Source organism: Streptomyces sp. NPDC002564 (assembly GCF_042889645.1).
Classification (GTDB): domain Bacteria; phylum Actinomycetota; class Actinomycetes; order Streptomycetales; family Streptomycetaceae; genus Streptomyces.
The window spans coordinates 184,532-202,206 of sequence record NZ_JBIARE010000008.1 but is presented as its reverse complement, the minus strand read 5'-3'; the positions used below and the strand labels follow the sequence as shown (position 1 = coordinate 202,206).

15 protein-coding genes are annotated in these 17,675 nt (G+C 71.2%); 3 read left to right on the top strand and 12 right to left on the bottom strand.

Features of this window, described 5'->3' with window-relative positions:
* Positions 1-138 precede the first annotated feature (138 nt).
* From ACFYXE_RS27515 to ACFYXE_RS27490, 6 genes are all read right to left on the bottom strand, one after another.
* Positions 139-969 (bottom strand): shikimate dehydrogenase, encoded by an 831-nt coding sequence (locus ACFYXE_RS27515; protein WP_361168931.1) that lies wholly within the window; start codon positions 967-969, stop codon positions 139-141.
* Positions 966-2,717 carry an endolytic transglycosylase MltG gene (mltG, locus tag ACFYXE_RS27510; RefSeq protein WP_389316536.1) on the bottom strand — a complete coding sequence of 584 codons (1,752 nt, stop codon included), beginning with the start codon at positions 2,715-2,717 and terminating at the stop codon, positions 966-968. The genes ACFYXE_RS27515 and mltG overlap by 4 nt, the downstream gene beginning before the upstream one ends.
* Positions 2,718-2,841: 124 nt before the next feature.
* Entirely contained in the window at positions 2,842-3,318 is a 477-nt protein-coding gene (gene ruvX, locus ACFYXE_RS27505) for a Holliday junction resolvase RuvX (RefSeq protein WP_361168937.1), read from the bottom strand.
* Positions 3,318-5,987 (bottom strand): alanine--tRNA ligase, encoded by a 2,670-nt coding sequence (gene alaS / locus ACFYXE_RS27500; RefSeq protein WP_389316533.1) that lies wholly within the window; start codon positions 5,985-5,987, stop codon positions 3,318-3,320. The genes ruvX and alaS overlap by 1 nt, the downstream gene beginning before the upstream one ends.
* Positions 5,987-6,352, bottom strand: coding sequence for a DUF6167 family protein (locus ACFYXE_RS27495; protein WP_361168943.1), 366 nt, complete (start codon positions 6,350-6,352; stop codon positions 5,987-5,989). Before ACFYXE_RS27495 ends, alaS begins: the two co-directional genes overlap by 1 nt.
* A gap of 7 nt (positions 6,353-6,359) precedes the next feature.
* On the bottom strand, positions 6,360-6,818 hold the full coding sequence (locus ACFYXE_RS27490) for a DUF948 domain-containing protein (protein ID WP_389316530.1): 459 nt from the start codon (positions 6,816-6,818) through the stop codon (positions 6,360-6,362).
* Positions 6,819-6,991: 173 nt separating this feature from the next.
* Between ACFYXE_RS27490 and ACFYXE_RS27485 the strand changes: the two genes are divergently transcribed.
* Positions 6,992-9,124, top strand: a complete 2,133-nt coding sequence (locus ACFYXE_RS27485) for an ATP-binding protein (protein ID WP_389316528.1) — start codon at positions 6,992-6,994, stop codon at positions 9,122-9,124.
* Here the strand turns inward: ACFYXE_RS27485 and rpsD are convergent.
* The 6 genes from rpsD to ACFYXE_RS27455 form a co-directional block, all read right to left on the bottom strand.
* Positions 9,112-9,726 (bottom strand): 30S ribosomal protein S4, encoded by a 615-nt coding sequence (gene rpsD / locus ACFYXE_RS27480; RefSeq protein ID WP_055543665.1) that lies wholly within the window; start codon positions 9,724-9,726, stop codon positions 9,112-9,114. The two genes, ACFYXE_RS27485 and rpsD, sit on opposite strands and share 13 nt — an antisense overlap.
* Positions 9,727-10,117: 391 nt before the next feature.
* Positions 10,118-10,927, bottom strand: coding sequence for an HNH endonuclease family protein (locus ACFYXE_RS27475; RefSeq protein ID WP_389316526.1), 810 nt, complete (start codon positions 10,925-10,927; stop codon positions 10,118-10,120).
* 63 nt (positions 10,928-10,990) lie between these two features.
* Positions 10,991-12,352 (bottom strand): replication-associated recombination protein A, encoded by a 1,362-nt coding sequence (locus tag ACFYXE_RS27470; RefSeq protein WP_361168955.1) that lies wholly within the window; start codon positions 12,350-12,352, stop codon positions 10,991-10,993.
* 46 nt (positions 12,353-12,398) lie between these two features.
* Positions 12,399-13,028 carry a vitamin K epoxide reductase family protein gene (locus ACFYXE_RS27465; RefSeq protein WP_361168958.1) on the bottom strand — a complete coding sequence of 210 codons (630 nt, stop codon included), beginning with the start codon at positions 13,026-13,028 and terminating at the stop codon, positions 12,399-12,401.
* A 289-nt stretch (positions 13,029-13,317) separates the two neighbouring features.
* On the bottom strand, positions 13,318-14,583 hold the full coding sequence (hisS, locus tag ACFYXE_RS27460) for a histidine--tRNA ligase (protein WP_389316523.1): 1,266 nt from the start codon (positions 14,581-14,583) through the stop codon (positions 13,318-13,320).
* A gap of 12 nt (positions 14,584-14,595) precedes the next feature.
* On the bottom strand, positions 14,596-15,309 hold the full coding sequence (locus tag ACFYXE_RS27455; RefSeq protein ID WP_361168964.1) for an MBL fold metallo-hydrolase: 714 nt from the start codon (positions 15,307-15,309) through the stop codon (positions 14,596-14,598).
* A gap of 167 nt (positions 15,310-15,476) precedes the next feature.
* Here ACFYXE_RS27455 and ACFYXE_RS27450 point away from each other — a divergent pair, with 167 nt between their 5' ends.
* Complete coding sequence (locus tag ACFYXE_RS27450) at positions 15,477-16,307, top strand: peptidylprolyl isomerase (protein WP_361168966.1); 831 nt, start codon at positions 15,477-15,479, stop codon at positions 16,305-16,307.
* 134 nt (positions 16,308-16,441) lie between these two features.
* A complete protein-coding gene (locus ACFYXE_RS27445) occupies positions 16,442-17,674 on the top strand; it encodes a DUF349 domain-containing protein (protein ID WP_361168969.1) in 1,233 nt (410 codons plus the stop codon).
* Position 17,675 lies beyond the last annotated feature (1 nt).

The following is a 17,675-nucleotide window of genomic DNA, read 5'->3' as shown; positions in this document are numbered from 1 at the left end:
GCGATCTTCGACGGCGCGGCCGGGTGCGCGGCCCTGGCCCGCCACCTCCGATCCTCCCACGTCCGGGAGCGGATCCCGGCGGCCGGTCCATCTGACGGACGGACTCGACCACCGTGCGAGCAGGGCCCGACCTGCGTTTTACCGGGCGGCGAGCGCGTGTTCCCCGGCCTTGCGCATGGCGGCGAGCGGGGCGGGGGTACGGCCCGTCATCTGTTCGACCTGGAGCACGGCCTGGTGCACGAGGAGGTCGAGCCCGCCGACGACCGCGCCGCCGTACGCCGACCAGCGGGCCGCGAGCTCGGTGGGCCAGGGGTCGTACAGCACGTCGAAGAGGGTGGCGGGCCGCTCGGGCACGAGGGGTGCCAGGGTGTCCGTGGTGCCGGCCGGGGTGGTGGCGATCACCAGGGGGGCGGTCAGCGCGTCGCGGGCGTCCTCCCAGGGCTCGGTGGTGACCTCGACGCCGAGGCGCTCGCCCCACTCCCGCATCTCCGCGGCCCGGGTGTCGCTGCGGACGTACGCGACGACCTGGCCCGTGCAGATCCGCGCGAGCGCGGCCAGCGCGGAGGACGCCGTGGCGCCCGCGCCCAGGATCGCGGCCGACTCGACCTGCTCGATGCCGCGCTCGCGGAGCGCGGCGACCATGCCGGGGATGTCGGTGTTGTCGCCGGTGCGCCGCCCGTCGTCGCCGAACACGACCGTGTTCACCGCCTCGACGGACGCCGCGGTCTCGCTGACCTCGTCGAGCAGCGGAATGATCGCGCGCTTCAACGGCATCGTCAGCGAGAGCCCCGCCCACTCAGGACCGAGTTTCCCGATGAATTCGGGCAGCGCCGCCTCATCGATCTCGAACCGGTCGTACTCCCAGCCGCCGAGACCCAGCTCCTCGTATGCCGCGCGGTGCAGCACCGGGGAGAGGGAATGGGCGATCGGAGAGCCGAGGACTGCGGCCTTTCGCTGCTGCGCGCTCATTGCCCCTTCAGGTATTTCTCGCGGTTTCGATTCTGTTCTTCGTTGGTCTCGGCGAAGAGCGTCTTGTCCTCGCTGACGGACACGAAGTAGTACCAGTTGCCCTTCGCGGGATGCAGCGCGGAATTCAGCGCGACCTCGCCCGGGTTGCCGATCGGCCCGGGGGGCAGACCCTTGATCTTGTACGTGTTGTACGGGTCTTCCAGCTTGCGGAGTTCGTCGACCGTACCGGTGCCGAGCTTGGACTCGCCGCGCAGGTAGTTCACCGTCGAGTCGAAGTCCAACAGGCCATACGTCTCGGTGTTGTTGGGCTTGAGACGGTTGTAGACGACGGTCGCGACCTTCTCGAAGTCGTGCTTGTACTTGCCCTCCGCCTGGACCAGGCTCGCCACGGTCAGGACCTGCAGCGGGTCCTTCAGGCTGAGCTCCTTGGCCTTCGAGGCGAGGCCGAGCTCGTCGTACTTCTCGCTGGCGTGGGCGACCATCTTCTTGAGGACGTCCTCGGGCTTCTGGCCCTTGGCGACGGGATAGCTGGAGGGGTAGAGGAATCCTTCCAGCGGGTCCTTGATGTCCTTGCCCGTATTCGCCCAGGAGGGAAGTCCGAGGGTCTTCCAGTCCTTCTCTGCGACGGTTTTCGTGGTGCCCTTCTTCAATTCCAGGCGCTTGTCGATCTGGGCATAGACCCAGGCATTCCGACGGCCTTCCGGAATGATCAGGTTGTTGCGGCTCTTCGGGTTGAGCATGAGCTGGACGGCGCTCTCGGCGGACATCTGCTTCTTCAGCACGTAGACGCCGGCCTGGATGGACTGCCCGTCGGGGTGCTTCCCCTGCGCGGAGACGAAGGCGTCGACGCTCTTGACGACGCCCGCCTCCTTGAGCTTCTGCCCGATCGCGTAGCCGCCGGAGTCCTTGGGGATGTCGACCGTCGCCGTGCCCGAGCCGTCGCCCGCGTAGTCCGGCGCCGTGCCGAAACGATCCTGATAGAACTGGTAGCCGAAGTAGGCGACGCCGCCGAGTCCGCCCGCGAAGACGAGCGTGACGACCAGACAGGCACAGCCGCTGCGGCGCTTCTTCGGCTTCTTCCCGCCGCGTCCGCCGCGCCGGTCGCCGCGGCCACCGCGCCGGCCCGGGTCGTCCTCGTCGCCGTCGTCCGCGTCACCCGCGAAGAAGGCGTGTTCGCCCTGGTCGGGGCCGGGATCCCAGTCCGTCCTGTGCTCCGGCTCGGGCGGTTCGCCCGGGCGGCGGCGGCCGGGCGGTTCCGGCGGCGAGTAGGCGTCCGGCGTGGCGTAGTAGTCATGCCCCTCCGCGCCGTACGCGTTGTGCCGGCCGCCGTAGGGGTCCATCGGGTCGCCGCCGTAGGGGACCTGACCCTGCTGACCGGTGTCCCAGCCACCGTTGTGGCCCGGGTCGGAGCCACCGTTGTACTCGTGGGCGGGGCCGCCGCCGTATCCCTGGCCGGGGTCACCGCCGTACCCCTGGTTCGGGTCGGCCGTGTACTGCTGCTGCCCGCCGTACGACTGCTGGCCGTAGCCCTGCTGCTGGCCGGTGCTCCAGTCCTCGCCGTACGCGGACTGGTGCGGAGGCTGAGCCTGGTGCTGCTGCTGGTGCGGCTGCTGAGGGTAGTACTGCCCCTGGCCGCCGTAGGGGGACGTGCCGCCCGCGGGCTGCTGTCCTCCCCATCCGCCGTCCCCGTACAACGGGTCCTCCGGATGCCACGGTTCGGAGCCTGGGCCCCGGCCATACTCAGTCATCGATCCCCTACATGCCGCGAGGCGGGGCCGCCGTCTGGATGGCCGGGCAACCGTTCCGCCTCTTGATGCTGTGCGGCAGCTGTTCGAACACCGCCGCATCGCGCGGAACGTTACCGTATCGCGATCAGATGACCACTTCGACGCCCTCGCCGGGAGCTTTACCTGACGCCCGTTCGGACTCCAGTGCCTGCTGGAGAATGATGACCGCCGCGGCCTGATCGATGACAGACCTGCCCTTTTTGGACTTCACGCCGGAGGCGCGCAGGCCCTGACTGGCCGTCACTGTGGTCATCCTCTCGTCCACCAGCCTCACCGAAATGGGGGCGACCATGCGGGCGAGGTCCTGGGTGAAAGCGCGGATCTTGGCGGCCGCCGGGCCCTCGCCCCCGTTGAGGGAGCGAGGGAGTCCGACGACGATCTCGATCGGCTCGTACTCGTCGGCGAGTTGCTTCAGCCGGCGCCGGGCCGCCGGGACGTCCCGCCCCGGCACCGTCTCGACCGGCGTGGCGAGGATCCCGTCGGGGTCGCACGAGGCGACCCCGATGCGGGCGTCACCGACGTCGATGGCCAGACGCCGGCCCCTGCGCATGCCCTCGGTCATCAGGCCGTCTCGGTGACGAGGCGCTCCACGGCGGCAATGGCCTCCGGGATCGCGGCCGCGTTCTGACCGCCGCCCTGGGCGACGTCCGGCTTGCCGCCGCCACCGCCGCCGAGGGTCTTGGCCGCGGTGCGGACCAGGTCGCCGGCCTTGAGGCCGCGCTCACGGCCGGCCTCGTTGGTGGCGATGACGGTCAGCGGGCGGCCGTTGGCCGTGGTGAACAGGGCGACGACCGCGGGACGGTCGCCCGGGATGCGGCCGCGCACGTCGAGGACCAGCCTGCGCAGGTCGTCGGCGCCCGTGCCGTCCGGCACCTGGCCGGTCACCAGGGCGACGCCGCGGATGTCCTTGGCGGACTCGACGAGACCGGCGGCGGCCTGCAGGACCTTCTCCGCGCGGAACTTCTCGATCTCCTTCTCGGCGTCCTTGAGCTTCGCGAGCATGCCGGAGATCTTCTCGGGCAGTTCCTCGGGGCGGCCCTTGACCAGCTCCTGGAGCTGGGCGACGACGGTGTGCTCCTTGGCGAGGAAGTTGTACGCGTCCACGCCGACCAGCGCCTCGATGCGGCGCACACCGGAGCCGATGGAGGACTCGCCGAGCAGCTTCACCAGACCCAGCTGGGCGGTGTTGTGCACGTGCGTGCCGCCGCACAGCTCCTTGGAGAAGTCGCCGATGGTGACGACGCGCACCCGCTCGCCGTACTTCTCGCCGAACTCGGCGATGGCACCCTGCTTCTTGGCGTCGTCGATCGACATGACCTCGGCCTGGACGTCCAGCTCGCGCGAGAGCACCGCGTTGATCTTCTGCTCGACGTCCGTCATCACGGCCGTGGGCACGGCGGACGGCGAACCGAAGTCGAAGCGGAAGCGGCCGGGCTGGTTCTCGGAACCGGCCTGGGCGGCCGTCGGGCCGAGCGCGTCGCGCAGCGCCTGGTGCGTGAGGTGCGTGGCGGAGTGGGCGCGGGCGATGGCGCGGCGGCGGTGGGCGTCGATCGAGGCCCACACCGGAGCACCGACCGTGATCTCGCCGACCTGCACGACACCCTTGTGGACGTGCACGCCGGGCACCGGCTTCTGCACGTCACGGATCTCGACGACGGCGCCGCTGTCCAGGCGGATGCGGCCGGTGTCGCCGATCTGGCCGCCGCCCTCCGCGTAGAAGGGGGTGCGGTCGAGGACGATCTCGACCTCGTCGCCCTCGGTGGCGGCGGGCGAGGAGACGCCGTTGACCAGCAGGCCGACGATCTGCGCCTCGTTCTCCGTGAGGGCGTACCCCGTGAAGTCGGTGGCGCCGGAGGCGTCGGCGATCTCGCGGTAGGCGTGCAGGTCGGCGTGGCCGGTCTTCTTGGCCCGGGCGTCGGCCTTGGCGCGGTCCCGCTGCTCCGTCATCAGGCGGCGGAAGCCGTCCTCGTCCACGGAGAGGCCCTGCTCGGCCGCCATCTCCAGGGTGAGGTCGATCGGGAAGCCCCACGTGTCGTGCAGCAGGAACGCCTTGTCGCCCGAGAGGACCTTGCCGCCGGCGGCCTTGGTCTCGGTGACGGCGGTGTCGAGGATGTTCGTGCCGCCCTTGAGGGCCTTGAGGAAGGCGGCCTCCTCGGCGAGCGCGACGGTCTCGATGCGCTTGCGGTCGGTGACGAGCTCCGGGTACTGCTGACCCATCGTGTCGATGACGACGTCGACGAGGTCCTTGACGACCGGGCCCGTGGCGCCCATCAGGCGCATGTTGCGGATGGCGCGGCGCATGATGCGGCGCAGCACGTAGCCGCGGCCCTCGTTGCCGGGGGTGACGCCGTCGCCGATGAGCATCGTCGAGGTGCGGATGTGGTCGGCGACCACGCGCAGGGAGACGTCCGAGCCGTGCTCGGCGCCGTAGCGCACGCCGGTCAGCTCGGTGGCCTTGTCCATGACGACGCGCAGGGTGTCGGTCTCGTACATGTTCTGCACGCCCTGCAGGATCATGGCGAGGCGCTCCAGGCCGAGGCCCGTGTCGATGTTCTTCGACGGGAGCTCGCCGAGGATCGGGAAGTCCTCCTTCCCGTCGCCCGCGCCGCGCTCGAACTGCATGAAGACCAGGTTCCAGATCTCCACGTAGCGCTCGTCGTTGACGGCGGGGCCGCCCTCGACGCCGAACTCGGGGCCGCGGTCGTAGTTGATCTCCGAGCACGGGCCGCAGGGGCCCGGCACGCCCATGGACCAGAAGTTGTCCTTCTTGCCCAGGCGCTGGATGCGCTCCTTGGGCACGCCGACGACCTCGTGCCAGATCCGCTCGGCCTCGTCGTCGTCCAGGTAGACCGTGATCCACAGGCGCTCCGGGTCGAGCCCGTACCCGCCGTCGGCCACGGAGCCGGTCAGCAGCTCCCAGGCCAGCTTGATGGCGCCTTCCTTGAAGTAGTCGCCGAAGGAGAAGTTGCCGCACATCTGGAAGAACGTGCCGTGCCGCGTGGTCTTGCCGACCTCTTCGATGTCGGGCGTGCGCACGCACTTCTGCACGCTGGTGACCCGCGGGGCGGGCGGCTTGACCTCACCCAGGAAGTAGGGCTTGAAGGGCACCATGCCGGCGGGGACGAGGAGCAGAGTCGGGTCGTCCGCGATGAGCGACGCCGAAGGGACGACGGCGTGCCCGCGCTCCTCGAAGAAGCTCAGCCAGCGGCGGCGGATTTCAGCCGACTCCATCAGTGGTCCTCATTCCGGTTGTACGGGCGCGTGGTGTTCGTCGTGTTCTCGACGTACCGCGTCTTCTTGTCGATCGTGTTGCTCTGGTGGTTCTCGATGACCGCGAAGCGGCGCTGCACGGGCAGCTCCGCGTCGGGGTGGTCCCGCAGGCCCAGTGCCTCGTCCAGCTCGGCCTCGCGCTCGGCCATGCCGTCGCGGATGTCGAGCGCGAAGTCCTTCAGGCGGTGGCCCGTCTCGATCGCCTTGTTCGCGGCCTGCGCCGCGAGGCTCTCGGGGGTCAGCTGCTTGATCTTGCGGTTGACCTTGGTGGTGGCCCATACGCCGGCGGCTGCGCCCGCGGTGAACCAGAACGTACGGCGGAACATCGCTGCGTCAGTCCCTCTTACTCCGGTTGGCCCGCTTGGTCCGCCGCGCGGACGGGACGGTGCGACCCACGATCACCGTACGACGGGACGGCTTGGCAGGCATTTCCTCTGTCGGGGGGACGGCCTTGCGGCTGATGGCCCGGCGCACGCCGTAGCCGAACGCGGCCACCTTCACGAGCGGGCCGCCGAAGGTGGAGGCGACCGTCGTGGACAGCGCCGACGCGTTGGACGTGACCTCCTGGACGTCGGACGCGATGGCGTCGACCCGGTCGATCTGCGTCTGCGCGGAGCGCACCGCGGTGGAGGCGTCGGCCAGCAGGGGAACCGCCTGCTCGGTCACGTCCGCGACGAGTTTGGTGGTCGCCCTGAGCGTCTGGGCCAGCCTCGCCAGTGCCACCGCGAGGAAGGAGACCAGGATCGCCCAGAAGACGGCCACCAAGATCCCGGCAACCTCTCCACCGGACACTTGGCACCGCTCCCTGAATCTCGTCCCTGAACTTCGAACCTGAACATCGAAAAGTCGTGCTCCGACCCTATCGCGCCGGGGCGCCGAGTCCGCACCGCATTCGCCGTCGCCATGACAGGAGTTGCCCGAAGTGATTGTACGGACCGCATACGAATGAGTACGCTCCGTACCCCATGGGACCCTCTCCGTCCGGCAACCTCCCCCTGGAGCTCAACGCCTTCATCGGGCGCGACACCGAACTGGCCGAGCTCGCCACCGCGTTGGAGGCCGGCCGGCTGGTCACGGTGACCGGGGTCGGCGGGGTCGGCAAGTCCCGGCTGGCCGTCCGGGCGGCGGCGCGCAGCAGGGCGCGGGACGGCGCCTGGCTGGTGGACCTCTCGGTGGTACGGGACCCGGAACTCCTCGAACACGCCGTCGTCGAGGCCCTGGAGCTGACCGACCACACGAAGCGGCCCCCGCGTCAGGTGCTGCTGGCCCACCTCGCCGAGCGCGAACTGCTCCTCGTACTGGACGGGTTCGAGCACCTCGTCGCCGCCTGCGCCTCGCTGGTGCGCGACCTCCTGGTGCACTCCCCCGGGCTGCGGGTGCTCGCCGTGGGGCGCAGGCCGCTGGAGACCACGGGCGAGCGGCGGCTGCCGCTGGCGCCGATGTCCGGCCCGGACGCGGCCACCCTCTTCGTCGACCGGGCGTCGGCGGGCCTGCCCGGCTTCGCCCTGGACGACGGCAACCGCGCGGACGTGATGGAGCTGTGCCACCGGCTGGACGGCATCCCGCTCGCCGTGGAGCTGGCCGCGGGACGGCTGCGGGCGCTGTCCCCCGCGCAGTTGCTCGCCCGGCTCGACGACCGGTTCCGGCTGCTCACCGGCGCCCGGCGCGACCTGCAGCCGCGGCACCAGACGCTGCGCACGGCGATCGGCTGGAGCCACGAGCTGTGCGCGCCGCGCGAGCGGCTGCTGTGGTCGCGCCTCTCGGTGTTCGCCGGGCAGTTCGACCTGGAGGCCGCCGAGTACATCTGCGCCGGGGACGGACTGCCCGCCGACGACGTGCTCGACGTCCTGGACGAACTCCTCGCCCAGTCCGTGCTGACCCGCGAGGAGGGGCCGGCCGGGGTGCGCTACCGCATGCTGGACACGGTCCGGGCGTACGGCGCCGACTGGCTGGAGGCGGCGGGCGAGGGCGCGACGCTGCGCCGCAGGCACCGCGACTGGTACATGGGCCTGGCCACCTGGTGCGAGCTGGACTGGTTCTCGCCCCGCCAGCCGGAGATCGCCGCCCTGGTCGACGCCGAACTGCCCAATCTGCGCGCGGCCCTGGAGTTCTGTCTGACCGAGCGGGACGAGGCCCACCTCGGGCAGTACCTGGCCGGCACCCTCTGGTTCTACTGGGCGGGCTGCGGGCGTCTCGCGGAGGGCAGGCACTGGCTCGACCGGGCCCTGGACCTCGACGGCGGGCACGACGACTCGCGGCTCAAGGCGCTGTGGGTGCTCGGCTATGTCGCGGTGCTGCAGGGCGACACGGTCGCTGCCCTCGCCGCGCTGCACGAGTGCCGGGACGGCGCGGAGCGCACCGGCAGCGCGGTGGCCGCGGCCTACGCGGAGCACCGCATCGGCTGTCTCGCCCTGGTCACGGACGACCTGCCGCGCGCGGAGACGATCCTGCGCTCGGCCCTGGCGCGCTACCGGGAGATCGGCGAGCTCAACAGCAACGTCCTGATGGGGCAGGCCGAGCTCGCCATGGCGCTGGCCTTCCGCGGCGATCTCGCCCTCGCGGTGGAGCTCTGCGAGGACGTGCGCCGGGTCTGTGAGGACCACGGCGAGCGCTGGGCCCTCGCCTATGCGCTCTACGTCCTCGGCTACGCGGCCTGGACCCGGGGCGAGGCGGACGCGGCGCGGGAACTGCTCACCGAGTCGCTGGCGCTCGACCACCGCTTCCACGATCTGCTGGGCACGGTCCTGTCCATCGAGCTGCTCGCGCTGTTCACGGCGACGGAGGGCGATCCCGAGGAGGCGGCGGTGCTGCAGGGCGCCGCATCCGGCATCTGGGGCTCGGTGGGGCTGCCGCTGTTCGGCTCGGTCCACTTCGGCGGACCGCACGCGGTCTGCGAGGAGCAGGCCCGGCGGGCGCTCGGCGACGAGCGGTACGAGGCGTGCGTGCGCACGGGCGCGGGGCTCGGGCTGGACGCGGCGGTGTCCCGGGCGCTGCGCACCGACCCCGGGAACGAGCGAACCCGCCGCCTGCCCCGCCCACAGGGGCGGGGAGGCGACGGGCTGAAGCAGGGAGAGCTGCGTCCGGGTCAGCGGGCGTAGTACTCGACGACGAGCTGCTCGTCGCAGATCACGGGGATCTCCTTGCGGTTCGGGTCGCGGTCCAGGCGGAAGGCCAGGGCCTTCAGGTTCACCTGGAGGTAGCGCGGGGTCTCGCCGTCGGGGGCGAAGCCGCCCTCACGCGCGACCTGGAACAGCGGCTTCTCGCGGCTGCGCTCGCGGACCATCACGACGTCGTCGGGACGGACGCGGAACGACGGCTTGTCGACCTTGCCGCCGTTGACCTCGATGTGGCCGTGCACGACCATCTGGCGGGCCTGGTAGATCGTGCGGGCGATGCCCGAACGCAGGACCAGGGCGTCGAGACGACGCTCCAGCTCGATGACCAGGGCCTCACCGGTCTTGAGCTGCGTCTTGGACGCACGCTCGTAGGCACGGACGAGCTGGCGCTCGGACAGGTCGTACTGCGCGCGCAGACGCTGCTTCTCGAGCAGACGGACCTTGTAGTCCGAGTTCTGCTTGCGCCCACGGCCGTGCTCGCCCGGCGGGTAGGGGCGGGCCTCGAAGTACTTGACGGCCTTCGGGGTCAGCGCGATGCCGAGGGCACGCGACTTCTTGACCTTGGGGCGGGACTGGTTCGGCATGAACCAACCTCTCTGTTCTCTGTGAAATCGGCTTCACCAGGGTTATGGGAGGTCGCATCCGCAGCCTGGGAAACCTCATGGGCCATGGGCTCGTGAGGCAGCCGCTCCCTGGTCTGGGCACAATGTGCAGCACGCGAGTGGCCCACCGACCGATTCCCGGGACTCCGGGGTGGTGGTGGGCTGCCCGCGACACCTTCGACGGTGCGCGACGCTCCTGGAGATCCCTGGCCCGGGGGCCGGGGCTCCGGCTGGATGTCCCGTTCTGGTGGTGCCGGTACGAGACCGGACACGGGACGCAGCACTCCGTGCAAGTGTACCGGGTGCGGCGAGGTGCCTCGGCCGCGGCCCCGGCCGGGCCCCCGGCGGCGGTCGACGGCGGTCGGCGGCGGCCTCAGCGGCAGGTCGCGAGCAGGTCCTGGAGGGCCAGCTTCTCGGGGGCGGTGACGGTCAGCCCGTACTTGGCCTTGATCCCGGTCCAGCGACGCCCGTACTCGCACCAGTATTCCTTGCGGGGCGGCTTCCACTTGTCGGGGGTCAGGCTGCTCTTGGCGTAGTTGGTGTCCTTGTCCGCGGCGAGCAGGACGTCCAGGTCGTTGGCGTAGGTCAGGCGCCGCTGCGGGGTCCAGGCCCAGGCACCGGCCCGCCAGGCGGCGCCGAGCGCGACGACGTGGTCGGTCTGGATCTGCGAGGCGCGGCGGTAGGAGTAGGGCAGCTCCTTGCCGGTGTACGGGTCGAGCAGGGTGCCGGACAGTACGACGCAGGGGTTGCGGTCGCCCTCGCGCAGGTTCCTCAGGTCGCGGCGCAGCACGTCGTCGCGGGTGTCGCAGCCGTTGCGCCCACCGGGGGCGTCGACGTCGTCGGACCAGCCGATGCCGAACTCGGAGCGTTGGTACGTCTGCCAGTTCTTGCCCCGGGCGACGGTGAGGCGGGCCAGCTGTTCGCGGGCGCGTGCCGCGTCCGGCGGGAAGCCGGTGCTCGCGAGCGGGACCTTCGAGGGAGCGGGCGGCCTGGGGGGCGTCGCGGATGTCGGGGGCGGGCTCGCCGGGGCGGTGGCGTCGGACGGCCGCGGTTCGGTGGACGTCTCCGGGGGCGCCGAGCGGCGGCTGTCGCCGCGCTCCAGCTGCGGCGGGGTGCAGGCGCCGGCCAGCGCGGTCAGCGCGAGGAGCGCTCCCGTCGCTGCTCCGGCCGCCGCTGTGCGCATGCCGCCGAGCGTAGGCGGGCGGGGCGGGGCCCGCCTGTCGGCGGCCGGGCGGCCCCGGGGCGCTCAGCTCTCGGGCTGCTCGCCCTTGAGGCGGGCGCGGACCCGCTCGACCACGTCGGCGTACCGCGCCTCGGCGCCGTAGCGCGTGGGCTGGTAGTACTGCTTGCCCTCGACCGTGTCCGGCGCGTACTGCTGGGCGGCGATGCCGCCGGGGACGTCGTGCGGGTAGACGTATCCCTGGGCGTGGCCGAGCTTGGCGGCGCCCTTGTAGTGGCCGTCGCGCAGGTGGGGCGGGACGGGTCCGGCGAGGCCCGCGCGGACGTCGGCCTGGGCCTGCTGGATGGCGATCGTCGCGGCGTTCGACTTCGGGGCCAGGGCGAGGGCGATCGTGGCGTGGCTGAGGGTGAGGGCGGCCTCCGGGAAGCCGATCATGGCGACGGCCTGGGCCGCGGCGACCGCGGTGGGCAGGGCGGTGGGGTCGGCGAGGCCGATGTCCTCGCTCGCGGAGATCATCAGGCGCCGGGCGATGAAGCGGGGGTCCTCGCCCGCCTCGATCATGCGGGCCAGATAGTGCAGGGCCGCGTCCACGTCCGAGCCGCGGATGGACTTGATGAGGGCGCTGGCCACGTCGTAGTGCTGGTCGCCCGCGCGGTCGTACTTCACGGCGGCCCGGTCGACCGACTCCTCCAGGGTCTGGAGGGTGATCTCCTTCTCGCCCTTGGCGAGGGCCGAGCCCGCGCCCGCCTCCAGGGCGGTCAGCGCGCGCCGGGCGTCGCCGCCCGCGATGCGCAGCAGGTGCGCCTCGGTCTCCTCGGGCAGCTCGACCGCGCCGCCCAGACCCCGCTCGTCGGTGAGCGCCCGGCGCAGCAGGCCGCGCAGGTCGTCGTCGGTGAGCGGCTCCAGGGTGAGCAGCAGGGAGCGGGACAGGAGCGGGGAGATGATCGAGAAGTAGGGGTTCTCGGTGGTCGCCGCGATCAGCGTGACCCAGCGGTTCTCCACGGCGGGCAGCAGGGAGTCCTGCTGGGCCTTGCTGAAGCGGTGGATCTCGTCGAGGAAGAGGACGGTCTCCTTGCCGTGGCCGCCCATCGCCCGGCGGGCGCCGTCGATCACCGCGCGCACTTCCTTGACGCCGGCGGTGATCGCGGAGAGCTCGACGAAGCGCTTGTTCGTGGCCTTGGAGACGACGTACGCCAGGGTGGTCTTGCCGATGCCCGGCGGGCCCCACAGGAACACCGAGGACGGTCCGGCGGGGCCGCCCCCGCCCTCGCCGACCAGGCGGCGCAGGGGGGATCCCGGCTTCAGCAGATGCTGCTGGCCGACGACTTCGTCGAGGGTGCGCGGGCGCATCCGGACGGCCAGGGGGCTGCTGGACGGATCCTTCTCCTGGCGGTCTTCGGCTGCGGCGGTGAACAGATCGGGCTCCACGTCAAGAACCCTATGTCACCCCACTGACAATCCGTTCCGGGCCTGGTCAGGCCCAGAGGTCGGCGCCCCAGCGGGTGAGGATCAGCATCGCGACGACGCCGAGGTGCATCACCGGCAGCGCCCAGGTGAAGTCCGCCAGGAAGCTCCTGGCCCAGGCGGGCGCGGGCAGGAAACCGGCGCGGATGTTGAAGGACGTCACGTACCAGAACATGATGATGGTGGCGGCCCAGGCAAGGCAGCACCAGAGGCAGAGCGCGTTGATGTGGTACAGCGACTGGATCATCAGCCAGGTGCAGAATCCGACGCCGAAGAGCGTGCCCGCGTTGAAGGTGAGCCAGTACCAGCGGGGGAAGCGCGCCCGGGCGAGCAGGCTCATGCCGACGCAGATCACGATGGCGTAGGTGACCAGGCCCAGCATGGGGTTCGGGAAGCCGAACGCCTCGGCCTGCTCGCTCTTCATGATGCTGCCGCAGGCGACGACGGGGTTGATGCTGCAGCCCGGCTGGAAGTTCGGGTCCTTCAGGAGCTCGAACTTGTCGAGGGTGATCACCCAGGCGGCGAGGAGACCGGCCGCACCCGTGATCACCAGAAGCAGGGCGAGCGCGCGGCTGCCGCCGACGGCACCGGAAGCACCCGCGGGCTCCTGGCCGTCCAGGGTGCCGTCCTTCGCTGACATCGTTTTGCTCATCACGCCGTTCCGTCGCTTGTGGTGGCCGGGGCACGCATATTGTGCCGCACCCACGCGGGTGTCCACCGTTCGATGGACATAAGGAGGTACGCGCGGGGGCCGCCGTGTGTTCGCCCCACCTTGACGGCATGCGGCCGACCGGCACAGCCGTCCGAACGGGCAGGACGGGTACGGGAGCTGGACGGACGGGAGCGGGGCACCCGGGTGCCCCGCTCCGCACCGGACCGAAAGCAGCGACGGACCGAAAGCAACGCCCGGCCGAAAGCCGCGCCCGGCGCTACTTCCCGAGCTTGTCCTTCAGCACCGTCACGACCTCGGCGACCGCGACCGCCTCCTGCTCGCCGGACTCCATGTCCTTGAGCTGGACGACGCCTTCGGCGAGGTCGCGCTCGCCGGCCACGAGGGTGAAGCGCGCGCCGCTGCGGTTGGCGTTCTTCATGGCGCCCTTGAGGCCCTTCCCGCCGAACGAGAAGTCCGCCGCGACCCCGGCCTTGCGCAGCTCGGTCACCGCGGCGAACAGCACGCGCCGCGCCTCCTCGCCGAGCGGCACCGCGAACACGCTGGTGGACGCGGGCAGTTCGAGGTCGACGCCCTCCGCCTCCAGGGCGAGCACCGTGCGGTCCACGCCGAGCGCCCAGCCGACCGAGGGCAGCGCGGGGCCGCCGATCATCTCGGACAGGCCGTCGTAGCGGCCGCCGCCGCCCACCGCGGACTGCGAGCCGAGGCCGTCGTGGACGAACTCGAAGGTCGTGCGGGTGTAGTAGTCCAGGCCGCGGACGAGCTTCTCGTCGTCCTCGAAGGCGACGCCCGCCGCCGTGATCAGGTCGCGGACCTCCTCGTGGTACGCCTTGCAGGCGTCGCACAGGTAGTCGCGCAGCGAGGGCGCGCCCACCAGCTGCGCCTGGACGTCGGCCCGCTTGTCGTCCAGGACCCGCAGCGGGTTGATGTCGATGCGCCGGCGCGTCTCCTCGTCCAGGTCCAGGCCGCGCAGGAAGTCCTGCAGCGCGGCGCGGTAGACCGGGCGGCACTCCTTGTCACCCAGGGAGTTGAGCAGGATGCGGAAGTTCCGCAGGCCCAGGGTGCGGTAGGCCTGGTCGGCCAGGATGATCAGCTCGGCGTCGATCGCCGGGTCCTCGCCGCCGATCGCCTCGGCGCCGACCTGCGAGAAGTGCCGGTAGCGGCCCTTCTGGGGGCGCTCGTAGCGGTAGTAGGAGCCCGAGTACCAGAGCTTGACGGGGAGGTTGCCCGCCTTGTGGAGGTTGCCCTCCAGGGCGGCGCGCAGCACGGAGGCGGTGCCTTCGGGGCGCAGCGCGAGCTCGTCGCCGCCCTTCGTGGTGAAGGCGTACATCTCCTTGGTGACGATGTCGGTGGACTCACCGACACCGCGCGCGAACAGCTCGACGTTCTCGAAGCCGGGCGTCTCGATGTAGCCGTAGCCGGAGTTGCGCAGCGGCGCGGCGATCGCCTCGCGCACCGCGAGGAACGTCGCGGAGTCGGGCGGCAGCAGGTCGTACGTGCCCTTGGGGGCCTTGAAGGTGCTCACGGAAATCTCTCGTCACATTCCTCGTCGCGGGGCGGACGTCTCGTCCGCGCCCAGGCCGGCGGCCACCTGTCGCAGGTAGGGATTGGTGGCGCGTTCCTGGCCGATGGATGTCTGGGGGCCGTGGCCGGACAGCACCACGGTCGAGTCGTCGAGCGGCAGGCACACCCGGGCCAGCGAGTCGAGGATCTCGGGGTGGCTGCCGCCGGGCAGGTCGGTGCGTCCGATGGAGCCGGCGAAGAGCAGGTCGCCCGAGAAGAACACCGAGGGGATCTCCTCGGTCTCGGGCAGCCGGAACGTCACCGACCCCTTCGTATGGCCCGGCGCGTGCGCGACGGAGAAGTCGAGGCCCGCCAGCTTCAGGTCGGCGCCGTCGGACAGCTCCCGCAGGTCGTCGGGCTCCCCCACGGTCAGCTCGCCCATCAGCGGCATCCCGATGGAGCGGCCGAGCGCCTTCTCGGGGTCGCTCATCATGTACCGGTCCCCGGGGTGGATCCACGCGGGTACGTCGTGCGCTCCGCACACCGGGACGACCGAGGCGACATGGTCGATGTGGCCGTGCGTGAGGATGACCGCGACGGGCTTGAGCCGATGCTTGGCGAGTGCGTCCTCGACTCCCTGGGCGGCCTGGTGGCCCGGGTCGATGATCACGCACTCCTCGCCTGCGGCGGGGGCGACCAGATAGCAGTTGGTGCCCCAGGCCCCGGCGGGAAACCCGGCAATGAGCACGATCGTCCTTCGTTCGTCGTCCGGCGGGAGGGACCGCGGCCCCCGGCGGGGAGAACGCGGCAGATCAGAGCCTACCGGCGCTGCCGATTCCACAGGTAACCCATATACGGTACGGGGCACACTCAGGCGGGTCCCACACAGGTCCCAGGACAAGGGGAGAGAACCCGGTGGTCAGCAACGAGCAGCGGCGGCGGCAGCTCGCCCGGGAGAAGTTCGCGCGCCAGCAGGAGCGGCGGGAGACCGCGCGGCGCAGGGCGAGGATGCGCAACGCGGTGATCGCGGGGGCGCTCGCGGTGGTCGTGGCGGGCGGCGCGGTGTCGTACGCGGCGGGCGCCTTCGACGGCGACGACACGGACGACGCCGCGAACGCGCAGCCGTCGGCCACACCGAAGGAACAGAAGGATCCGTGCAAGAAGGCGGCGCCCGGCAAGGTGAAGCCGCTGAGCTTCGAGAAGGAGCCGGCCCTCACCGTCGACACGTCGGCCGACTACACGATGAACCTGAGCACGACGTGCGGCGACATCGGCCTCGACCTGGACGCGGCGAAGGCTCCGCACACGGTCAACTCCTTCGACTTCCTGGTCGGCAAGGGGTACCTCGACCACACGAAGTGCCACCGCCTCACCACCGGCGGCATCTACGTCCTGCAGTGCGGCGACCCCAAGGGCACCGGCAAGGGCGGCCCCGGTTACTCGATCCCGGACGAGAACCTGAAGGACAAGCGCCTGAAGGGCAAGGTGTATCCGGCGGGCACGGTGGCCATGGCCAACCAGTACAACGCCCAGACGAAGAAGGGCCGCGACACCGGCGGCAGCCAGTTCTTCCTCGTGTACCAGGACAGTCAGCTGCCGCCCGACTACACACCGTTCGGGACCATTTCCGATTCGGGGATGAAGGTCCTGAAGAAGATCGCCGCGGCCGGTGAGAGCAGCGGGCAGGGCGACGGCGCCCCGAACGCGACGGTCGTCGTGGACAAGGCGACGGTCACGAAATCCTGAGTGCCGGCGGGCAAACTTCGGTCGCGCGGGATGCGGACAGCCGCCCCGCCGGTCGCCTATGTTGGCGGGGACGAAACTGTGGACGATGCCGGGGGCCCCGAGGCCCTGCGCAGGCATCATGTGGAGGAGGCGCTGTGAGCAGCGACCCGTGGGGCCGCGTCGACGAGACGGGGACCGTGTATGTGCGCAACGCCGACGGCAGTGAGCGCGAAGTCGGTTCGTGGAAGGCCGGGTCTCCTGACGAGGCCCTCGCCTACTTCGAGCGCAAGTACGACGGTCTGGTCGTCGAGATCGGACTTCTCGAGCGCCGGGTGAAGACGACCGACCTGTCCGCCAAGGACGCCATGACGGCCATCGACCACCTGCGCGCGCAGGTGGTCGAGGCGCATGCCGTCGGCGATCTGGACGCCCTGGGCAAGCGGCTCGACAAGCTCGTGGAGAGCGTCGAGGCGCGCCGCGAGGAGCGCAAGGTCCAGAAGGCCAAGCAGTCCGACGAGGCGCGGCACGCCAAGGAGGCGCTGGTCACCGAGGCCGAGGAGCTGGCCCAGAGCGAGCAGTGGCGGGCGGCCGGGGAGCGGCTGCGGGCGCTGGTGGACACCTGGAAGGGTCTGCCGCGGCTGGACCGCAAGTCGGACGACGAGCTGTGGCACCGCTTCTCGCACGCCCGCTCGGCGTTCTCCAAGCGCCGCAAGGCGCACTTCGCCTCGCTGGACGCGCAACGCGAGGACGCCCGCAAGGCCAAGGAGAAGCTGGTCGGCGAGGCGGAGGCGCTGTCGGGCTCGACGGACTGGGGTCCCACGGCCGCGCGGTACCGCGAGCTGATGGCCGACTGGAAGGCGGCGGGCCGCGCCCAGCGCGAGCACGAGGACGACCTGTGGAACCGCTTCCGCGGCGCCCAGGACGTGTTCTTCGCCGCGCGCAGCTCGGTCTTCGCGGAGCGTGACGCCGAGCAGGGCGAGAACCTGAAGCTGAAGGAGGAGCTGGCCGCCGAGGCGGAGAAGCTCGTCCCGGTGACGGATCTGAAGACGGCCCGCGCCGCGTTCCGCGGCATCAACGAACGCTGGGAGGCCATCGGTCACGTCCCGCGGGACGCCCGTCCGAAGGTCGAGGGCCGGATGCACGCGGTGGAGCGCGCGCTGCAGGAGTCCGAGGAGGCCGAGTGGCGCCGGACGAACCCGGAGGCACGCGCGCGTGCCGCGGGTCTCACCGGTCAGCTGCAGGCCGCCGTGGACAAGCTGCAGGGCCAGATCGAGGCCGCGCGCGCCGCGGGCAACACCTCGAAGGCGGACAAGCTCCAGCGTGAGCTGGACGGCCGCCAGGCGCTGCTCGACCAGGCCCTGAAGGGTCTGCACGAGTTCGGCGGCTGAC

Bases quoted from the DNA above. Each gene is read 5' to 3' on its own strand.
- ACFYXE_RS27515 (WP_361168931.1), bottom strand. From the start codon at position 969: ATGAGCGCGCAGCAGCGAAAGGCCGCAGTCCTCGGCTCTCCGATCGCC.
- mltG (WP_389316536.1), bottom strand. From the start codon at position 2,717: ATGACTGAGTATGGCCGGGGCCCAGGCTCCGAACCGTGGCATCCGGAG.
- ruvX (WP_361168937.1), bottom strand. From the start codon at position 3,318: ATGACCGAGGGCATGCGCAGGGGCCGGCGTCTGGCCATCGACGTCGGT.
- alaS (WP_389316533.1), bottom strand. From the start codon at position 5,987: ATGGAGTCGGCTGAAATCCGCCGCCGCTGGCTGAGCTTCTTCGAGGAG.
- ACFYXE_RS27495 (WP_361168943.1), bottom strand. From the start codon at position 6,352: ATGTTCCGCCGTACGTTCTGGTTCACCGCGGGCGCAGCCGCCGGCGTA.
- ACFYXE_RS27485 (WP_389316528.1), top strand. From the start codon at position 6,992: ATGGGACCCTCTCCGTCCGGCAACCTCCCCCTGGAGCTCAACGCCTTC.
- rpsD (WP_055543665.1), bottom strand. From the start codon at position 9,726: ATGCCGAACCAGTCCCGCCCCAAGGTCAAGAAGTCGCGTGCCCTCGGC.
- ACFYXE_RS27475 (WP_389316526.1), bottom strand. From the start codon at position 10,927: ATGCGCACAGCGGCGGCCGGAGCAGCGACGGGAGCGCTCCTCGCGCTG.
- ACFYXE_RS27465 (WP_361168958.1), bottom strand. From the start codon at position 13,028: ATGTCAGCGAAGGACGGCACCCTGGACGGCCAGGAGCCCGCGGGTGCT.